The organism is Massilia sp. UBA6681, from assembly GCF_002454935.1.
In the GTDB taxonomy this organism is placed as follows: domain Bacteria; phylum Pseudomonadota; class Gammaproteobacteria; order Burkholderiales; family Burkholderiaceae_D; genus Telluria; species Telluria varians.
On record NZ_DKJX01000095.1, the window covers coordinates 18,759 to 27,877 of the forward strand.

A 9,119-nucleotide genomic window follows, 5' to 3' on the forward strand; every position below is an offset into this window, starting at 1 on the left:
AAGAGATGTGAGGGACCTGTGGCCGACAAGCGTCGCAAGCCGATCGTTGACCCGCGAGCGGCAGAGAAGCGCCGTTCCCTGCTGATGAAGATCGGTGCAGCCGTAGTGCTGGTCGCCCTGGCCGTCGGAATCGGCGTCTGGGTGCTCGTCTCGAACGAGTCGGCCACCGGATCGTCGAGCAATGTCACCGTCGCCACCGACAACGCCTACCGCGTCACCACAGCACCCAAGGGCACCACCCCGCCCGTCACGGTGACGGTTGTCGAGGACTTCCAGTGCCCCGCCTGCCGCTCCTTCGAGACCCAGTTCGCCGGTGCCATGGAGCAGATCCGCAGCAATCCGAAGGTTGCCGTCGACTACATGCCGATCGCCATCCTCGACCGGATGTCGACCACCAATTACTCGTCACGCGCAGCCAATGCCTCGGCGTGCGTCGCGCAATCGACCGCAGGTGACGGCAACTTCGACACCTGGATCAAGTTCCACAACGCGCTCTACGCCCAGCAGCCCGAAGAGGGTGGTCCCGGCCTGACCAACGATGAGCTCAACTCGATCGCCAAGCAGGTCGGAGCGACAAACCTCAAGCAGTGCATCGGCGACGAGCAGTTCAGCGGCTTCGTGAAGGACACCACCCAGAAGGCGCTCAACTCGGGAGTCAACTCGACGCCGACCATCAAGATCAACGGACAGCCGGTCCAGCTCAGCACCCCGGATGCCCTCATTGCAGCGGTCAACGAGGCAGCGAACAAGCAGTAGCCGACCGACACCATCGCACCCGATACGCGAGGCACCAACCATGAGCACGACACACGCCGACGACAACGCGCACGTCCCCGTCGACACCGACAAGGAGTCAATCGACGCAACGCGCGCCGACGCCGACTCGGAGGTCGCCCGGTCCGACACCGGCGAACAGTCGGGTTCACGAGGTCTGACCGGCCTCGTGCACGTGAGCCGACCCACCGGGTGGGTGCTACTCATCCTCGGGGTCCTCGGATTCGTCGCGGCGTCGACGCTCGCCATCGAGAAGATTCACCTTCTGCAGAACCCCGACTACGTGCCGAGTTGCTCGCTCAACCCGGTCATCTCGTGTGGCTCGGTCATGGAGAGTTGGCAGGCGGGTCTGTTCGGGTTCCCCAACCCGCTGATCGGCATCGCGGCGTTCGCGGTGGTCATCGTCACAGGCGTGCTCGCCGTAGCCGGGATCGCCCTCCCCCGCTGGTACTGGCTCGGCATGACACTCGGAAGCCTCGCGGGCTTCGTGTTCGTCAACTTCCTCGCATACTCCGCGCTGTACAAGATCCACGCGTTGTGCCCGTACTGCCTGGTCGTGTGGGTCGTCGTGCCGATCATTCTCGTGCTGAGCATCAACCGTGTCATCGGCGACAGCCCACGCGGCCGCGAGATTCGCGGTTGGCTGTGGGTCGCGCTGCCCGTCTGGTACGCCATCGTGATCGTCGCCATCCTCGTCGAATTCTGGGACTACTGGCAGACCCTGATCTGACGCGGTAGACGCCTTCGGGAAAATCCTCGGGAACTGTCCGGCACCCGCAGACGACATACTTGTAGGAGTACGTGCGCGGCCGGCGGATCGTCGTAGACGGGTGGTCGCAAACGGTCGGGTCATCCCCGACGCCGCGGCGCGCGTATACGGACGAAGAGATCGAGGACGATGTGACCACGCTGGAATCCCGCACGAGCTCGACCGGAGAACCCGAGTCGGCCCACGCAGGAATCGCCGACGCCGGGAACGCACTGCAACGAATCCAGCTCGACGTGACGGGTATGACCTGCGGCGCGTGCGCAGCGAGGGTCGAGCGCAAGCTCAACAAGGTCGACGGCGTCAAGGCGTCGGTGAACTACGCAACGCGCGTCGCGACGATCGACGCCGCCAACGACGTGAACGCCGACACGCTGTGCGAGGTCGTCGACGCGAGCGGTTACGGCGCAAGCGTCCGCAGCGACACTCCCACCCCCATTCCCGACACCGATGGCGACGAGGCCAAACGCCTGTTCCGTCGACTCGCCGTCGCGCTGATCCTCTTCATCCCTCTCGCAGACCTGTCGATCGTGTTCGCCGTCGTGCCGTCGACGAGATTCACGGGATGGCAGTGGCTGCTCCTGGCGCTGGCGCTACCGATCCTGACGTGGTGCGCGTGGCCCTTCTACCGCGTCGCGGCGAAGAATCTCCGCACCGGCAACGCGACCATGGAAACGCTTGTCACGCTGGGTGTTCTCGCCGCGGCCGGGTGGTCGCTCTACTCGATGTTCTTCGCGACAGACACCGAATCGGCGGCTTCGCAGGGTGTGTGGGCTGCCATCTGGAGCGCCGACTCGATCTATCTCGAGGTCGCGACCGGCGTCACCGTGCTCGTCCTTGCCGGCCGCTATTTCGAGGCGCGAGCACGCTCCCGTGCGGGCGGCGCACTGCGGGCATTGGCCGCGCTCGGCGCCAAGGACGTCTCGGTCCTGCTGCGCGACGGCACCGAGATGCGCATCCCCGCGGGTGAACTGTCGGAGGGCCAGCGTTTCGTCGTCCGTCCGGGCGAGACGATCGGCACCGACGGCCTGGTCATCGAGGGATCTGCCGCCGTCGACATGAGCGCGATGACGGGCGAATCGAAGCCGGTCGACGTCGAGCCGGGTGAACCGGTGATCGGCGGAACCACCGCACTCAACGGACGCCTGATCGTCGAGGCCGCAGCCGTCGGACCCGATACAGCGTTCGCAGGCATGATGCGTCTGGTCGAGGAGGCTCAAACCGGTAAGGCCAACGCCCAGCGCCTCGCCGACCGTGTCGCCGGTGTCTTCGTGCCGGTCGTCGTCGCGATCGCCGTGGTGACGGTCGGTGCGTGGCTGCTCGCAGGTGGTCCCGTCGAGCGTGCGGTCGCCGCGGGACTGGCAGTGCTGGTCATCGCATGTCCGTGCGCCCTGGGTCTCGCCACGCCGATCGCCGTCATGGTCGCGACCGGCCGCGGTGCCCAGTTGGGCATCTTCCTCAAGGGCTATCAGGCGCTCGATACCTCCCGCTACATCGACACCGTCGTCTTCGACAAGACCGGAACCGTCACCGAGGGCGCACTGTCGGTGACGCAGGTGTACAGCGACGACGAGGCGCAACTCTCCGATGAGCGCCTACTCGCGCTGGCGGGTGCCGTCGAATCCGCGTCCGAGCATGCCGTCGGTTCAGCGATCGTCGCCGCGGTCGACGAGACGGACCGCCTCGAGGTCACCGACTTCCGCGCCGAACCCGGACGTGGCGTTGTCGGAACGGTCGACGGGCATCGGGTCACCGTCGGGTCACCTCGCTGGGTGTCGCAGTCGGTGGACGACGCGGGTGGCGTGATTCCGGCGGCGACCGCTCGTCGTCGACGAGACGCAGAAGCCAAGGGCGAGACCGTGATCTACGTGGCCGTCGACGGCCGACTGAGCGGACTGATCGCCGTCGCCGACACCGTGAAGTCCAGTGCCGTACCCGCCATCGCCGCGCTGCAGGCCGCAGGCATGCGCACCGTCCTGCTGACCGGCGACAACTCCGGCGCCGCACACGCGGTCGCCGACGAGGTCGGTATCACCGACGTGGTCGCCGAGGTGCTTCCCGACGCCAAGGTCGACGCGATCCGCGAGCTGCAGGAGGCCGGGCACTCGGTGGCGATGGTCGGCGACGGCATCAACGATGCGCCGGCGCTGGCGGCGGCCGACGTCGGCATCGCGATGGCCAGCGGCACCGATGTCGCCATGCAGACCGCCGGCATCACGCTGATGCGCGGCGACCCCGGCCTGGTGGCCGATGCGGTGGCGATCTCGCAGCGCACCTATGCGAAGATCCGCCAGAACCTCGGCTGGGCCTTCGTCTACAACGTGGTCGGCATCCCGCTGGCCGCATTCGGCCTGCTCAATCCGGTGCTGGCCGGCGCCGCGATGGCCCTCAGTTCGGTCAGCGTGGTGGCCAACGCGCTGCTGCTGCGCGGCTGGCGGCCCTCAACGGCCGCCACGCCGCACGCCGCCAGGGAAGAATTCATTCACCAAGGGCCGGAAACGCCCGTTCAACCAGGAGCACGAGAAATGTACCAACTGACCGTGGAAGACATGAGCTGTGGCCACTGCGTCGGCCGCGTGACCAAGGCCGTGCAGGGCATCGACGCGGCGGCGACAGTCAGCATCGACCTGCCGAGCAAGCGCGTGAGCATCGACAGCGATGCCGATCTCGACCGGATTGTTGCGGCGATCGACGCCGCCGGCTATCCGGTGAGCGCACGGAGCTGAGATATCAGAAAAACAAGTGCTTGAATGTCGCAAATGGGATATATTTTTATGTAAATTGATGAGGGCAGATACGCGCCTGATACATATACTTCGCATTCCATTGGGATGATCCATGCGATACGGTGTACTAGCAGAACCGGCAGATCTGGCGAAACACCCTCCCTCTGCTGCGCAGTTGCGCAACGTCCTCGTGGTGCTGGCGGTGCTGGCGGTCTTCTTTTCGCTGCTGGCGCCGTTTGCGCGCACGCCGCTGCCGGTGGCGCCGGAATTCATCCCGATGTACCAGTCGGTACTCATCGGCAGCAACCTGCTCACCGGCATCCTCCTGCTGGGCCACGTGCATACCAGCCGTTCCTGGTCGCTCGGCATCCTCACGCTGGGCTACCTGTTCACGGCGCTGATCGCGCTGGCCCACCTCCTGACCTTTCCCGGCCTGTTCTCGCCGCACGGTGTGCTGGGCGGGAATGACCAGACCACGCCGTGGTTGTTCATGATCTGGCATGCGCTGTTCCCGCTGTTCGTGCTCGGCTATGCATGCAGCTACCGGCGCCCCTTGCCGGCGCATTTCATGCGGGTCGGCGCGCTCCTGACGGCGCTGTTCGTCTCGGCGCTGGTCCTGATCTGCACCACCGGCGCCCCCTACCTGCCGGAGCTGATGGACGGGCACCGCTTCCGTCCCGCCTACCGCTGGATCAGCGCCGCCGTCCTGGCGCTGTCCCTGTTCGCCCTGTGGAAGACGGCCCAGAAGCGTCCGCGCGCCGTGCTCGACGTCTGGCTGACGATCGCGATGTCGGCCTGGGCCTTCGAGGTCTTGCTGTCCTGCCTGCTCAACGGCGGACGCTTCGACCTCGGCTTCTACGCCGGGCGGCTGTACGGCCTGGCGGCCTCGCTGTTCGTGCTGGGCGCCGTCGCCATCGACAACATCGCCCTGCACGGGCGCCTGCGCGATACCTTCGAAGAAATGATCGAGACCCGTTCGCGCGCGCAGTGGCAGAGCCTGCTCGGCTCGGTGCTGCGCCAGCTGCCCGACGGCGTCTTGATCGTCGACCGCGAGGGCCGCTGCGTGATGGCCAACGACCTTGCCGAGCAGATGGCCGCCCGTTTCGAGCACACCGGCAAGGGCGGCATGGCCGGCCCGGCCGCGATGCTGTCCCTGATCGGCGAGCCGGTGCGGCGCGCGGTCCGCGGCGAAGCCTTCCGCGATGCCGTGCTCGAGAGCCTGACGCGCGACGGGCGGCGCGTGTATTCGGTCAGCGGGGCGCCCCTGCGCGACGCCGCGGCCGAGCTGGCGGCCGCCGTGATCGTGCTCGACGACATCACCGAACGGACCGAGGCGAGCGCCGCGCTGGCGCGCGCGCTCGACCAGACGCGCTACCTCATCGAAAACACGCCGCTGGCGGTGATCGAATGGGACCGCGACTTCGTGATCCGCCTGTGGAACCGGCGCGCCGAGGAACTGTTCGGCTGGACGGCCGAGGAAGCGGTCGGGCGGCGCATCGACGCGCTGCCGGTGATCCACGAGGAGGACGCCGGCATGGTGGCCGGCGCGATGGGGCGCCTGCTCGATTCGGCCACGCGCTACGTCGAGTCGAGCAACCGCAACCGCACGCGCGACGGCCGCACGCTCTGCTGCGAATGGTACAACTCGGTGCTGCACGACGAGGACGGACGGATCGACCGGGTGTTCTCGCTGGTGCTGGACGTGAGCGAACGCGAGGAAGCGATGGAAGGCCTGAAGGAAGCCGACCGCCGCAAGGACGTCTACATCGCCACCCTGGCGCACGAGCTGCGCAACCCGCTGGCGCCGATCGCCAACGCCGCCTCGCTGCTGCGCGGCAAGGCGCTGGCCCAGGACCGCATCGAATGGATCGCCGCCATGGTCGGACGCCAGACCGGCCAGATGGCGCGCCTGCTCGACGACCTGCTCGACGTCACCCGCATCAGCCGCGGCAAGATCGAACTGCACCGCGCGCCGGTGGAGCTGGGCCGGCTGCTGCGTGACACCCTGCAGACCAGCATGCCGCTGATCGAGGCCGGGCGCCACACCGTGGCGCTCGACCTGTGCCAGGAGCCGGTCTGGGTCGATGCCGACGCGCTGCGCCTGACCCAGGTGCTGGCCAACCTGATCAACAATGCCGCCAAGTACACGCCGCCGGGCGGACGCATCGCGATCCTGCTGCAGGAAAGCGGCGGCGAGGCGCGGGTCGAGGTGAGCGACAACGGCATCGGCATCGAGCCGGACATGCTGGCGCGCGTGTTCGACGCCTTCGTCCAGGTCTCCAGCGCCAGCCACCTGGCGCAGGGCGGCCTGGGGATCGGCCTGTCGCTGGCCAAGGGCCTGGTCGAGCTGCACGGCGGCCGGCTGGCGGCGCATAGCGAAGGGCCGGGACACGGCTCGGCCTTCACGGTGACGCTGCCGGCGATCCGGCCGGCGGCCACGCCCGACGTGGCCGAGCAGCGCGGCGCCGCGGGTCCGCGCCTGGGCAAGCACGTGCTGGTGGCCGACGACAACGTCGATGCCGCCGAGTCCCTGGCCTGGCTGCTGCGCTCGGAAGGCGCGACGGTGGACGTGGCGCACGACGGCGCGGCGGCCCTGCGCCTGTTCAACGAACACCCGGCCGACATCGCTGTGCTGGACCAGGGCATGCCCGAGATGGACGGGCTGGAGGTGGCGGCGATCCTGGCGCGGCGGGTGCCGCGCCCCTTCCTGGTGGCGGTAACCGGGCGCGGGCGGCAGGAGGATCGCGCGGCCTCGCTGGCGGCCGGCTTCGACGAGCACCTCACCAAGCCGGTGGCGCCGCAGCAGCTGATCGACCTGCTGGGGAAGTTGTAGGCGCCGGCTCGGCGGGATATTGCACGGAATAAGTTGCACTGTTAGTATTTCGAGGGCGTTGACTTGGAGGCTGCGATGCAGATGCTGTTCCGCCTGTTCGGCCCGCGCCGCAGGAAAAACCAGGAAGACATCGCCGCCCGCGCGGCCGAGGTGATCGCCCACGTCCTGTTCGACGTCGGGCTCGACCGCTTCCTGGCCGGCACCATCCTGCTCGATCGTGAATTCCGCCTGCGCTTCTACGCGGTGGCGCCGCAGCCGTCGCCAGCCATCCTGGCCAGCATCGCGGTGAGCGAGCTGGACGAGGCGCACCTGTTCCGCGCCCAGATGCTCGAAGCCGGCATCGACGCCCCTCGGCTTGCCACCCCCACCCGTATCATGGCCGACAGCATCATGGGGGCGCTGCGCATCCGCTCGCCGGCCCTGTGCGCGCTGCCGGCCACGCGCCGCGAGCGCCGCGGCGTGCTGCGACCTTAGGAACGCGACAGGCCGTGCGCGCCGCCTCGTGAAGGGGCGCTATGCTTCCCGGGCGGGGCGCAGGGGCGCCCGCGTCACCCGAGGAAAGGTCACCGCATGAGCGTTCGCAACCTCGAGCACCTGTTCGCACCGAAGTCGGTGGCGCTGGTCGGCGCTTCCGAGCGGCCGGGCAGCCTGGGCGCAACGCTGCTGCACAACCTGCTGGCGGGCGGATTCAAGGGCGAGGTCTGGCCGGTCAACCCCAAGTACGGCGAGCTGGCCGGGCGGCGCTGTTATGCCAGCGTGGCCGAGCTGCCCGCGGCGCCGGCCCTGGCCGTGATCTGCACCCCGCCCGCGACGATTCCCGCGATCGTGCGCCAGCTGGGCGAGCGCGGCACCCGTGCGGCGGTGGTCCTGAGCAGCGGCATGAGCGATGGACGTAGCGCGCGCGGCCGCGGCCTGCGCCAGGCCATGCTGGACGCCGCCCATCCCTACCTGCTGCGCCTGCTCGGGCCGAACAGCGCCGGCCTGCTGGCGCCCGGCCTGGGGCTCAACGCCAGCGTCGCCACCAGCGGCGCGCTGCCCGGGCGGATCGCCTTCGTGTCGCAGTCGGGCGCCCTGATGGTCGGCGTGCTGGACTGGGCGCGCACCCGCGGCATCGGCTTTTCCCACTTCATTGCGCTGGGCGACGCGGCCGACGTCGACCTCGGCGACGTGCTCGATTACCTCGCCAGCGACGGCGCCACCAGCGCCATCCTGCTCTACCTGCAGGACCTCCGCTATGCGCGCAAGTTCATGTCGGCCGCGCGCGCGGCGGCGCGCAGCAAGCCGGTGCTGGTCCTGCGCGCCGGGCGCGAGGAGGATCCCCTGCCTTCCGCGGCCAGCGAAAGCGGCGCCCTGGCGCGCCGCGACGACGTGTTCGACGCCGCGATCCGGCGCGCCGGCATGCTGCGCGTGACCACCACCGACCAGTTGTTCTCGGCCGCCGAGCCCCTGGCCTACGCGCGCCCGCTGCACGGCGAGCGCCTCGCCATCGTCAGCAACGGCGCCGGACCGGGCGTGCTGGCGCGCGATGCGCTGGCCTACGGCGGCGGGGTCGGGGCGCAGTTTTCGAGCGACTCGCAGGCGCGCCTGGACGCGCTGCTGGCGCCGGGTTGGCGGCGCGGGAACGTGGTCAACCTGCAGGGCCGGGCGGCGCCCGAGCTGTACCGCGAGACCCTCGAGATCCTGCTTGCCGACCCGCAGGTCGACGCGCTGCTGCTGATCCAGTCGCCCACCGCGACGGTGGCGAGCCGCGACGTGGCGGACGCCATCGCGCCGCTGGTGCGCAGCGCGTCCAAGACCCTGCTCTCGTGCTGGCTGGGCGGCAGCGCGGTATCCGAGGCCCGCGCCATCGCCTCCGGCGCGCGCCTGCCGGCCTACCGCACGCCGGAAGACGCGGTGGCCGGCTTCCTGCAACTGGTGCACTACCGGCGCAACCAGAACCTCCTGATGGAGGTGCCACCCTCGATGGTCGGCTCGGTGGCCCCCGACCGCGCCGCGGCGCGCGCGCTGGTGCGCGAGGCGG

Annotated in this window: 6 protein-coding genes; all 6 read left to right on the forward strand. The window is 69.1% G+C overall.

Annotated features, from left to right (window positions below; all coding sequences use genetic code 11):
- Positions 1-84 precede the first annotated feature (84 nt).
- Positions 85-756 (forward strand): DsbA family protein, encoded by a 672-nt coding sequence (locus B2R83_RS16815; protein WP_292043690.1) that lies wholly within the window; start codon positions 85-87, stop codon positions 754-756.
- A 40-nt stretch (positions 757-796) separates the two neighbouring features.
- Complete coding sequence (locus B2R83_RS16820) at positions 797-1,504, forward strand: vitamin K epoxide reductase family protein (protein WP_049698814.1); 708 nt, start codon at positions 797-799, stop codon at positions 1,502-1,504.
- A gap of 170 nt (positions 1,505-1,674) precedes the next feature.
- The gene (locus tag B2R83_RS16825) at positions 1,675-4,266 is read left to right on the forward strand and encodes a heavy metal translocating P-type ATPase (protein ID WP_292043692.1); all 2,592 of its coding nucleotides are present in this window, start codon (positions 1,675-1,677) and stop codon (positions 4,264-4,266) included.
- A 175-nt stretch (positions 4,267-4,441) separates the two neighbouring features.
- Entirely contained in the window at positions 4,442-7,099 is a 2,658-nt protein-coding gene (locus tag B2R83_RS16830) for an ATP-binding protein (RefSeq protein ID WP_292043697.1), read from the forward strand.
- A gap of 75 nt (positions 7,100-7,174) precedes the next feature.
- Complete coding sequence (locus B2R83_RS16835) at positions 7,175-7,573, forward strand: hypothetical protein (protein WP_292043703.1); 399 nt, start codon at positions 7,175-7,177, stop codon at positions 7,571-7,573.
- Between the two features lie 96 nt (positions 7,574-7,669).
- Positions 7,670-9,119: acetate--CoA ligase family protein (locus B2R83_RS16840; protein ID WP_292043705.1), on the forward strand; the 1,450-nt coding region annotated here is incomplete at its 3' end.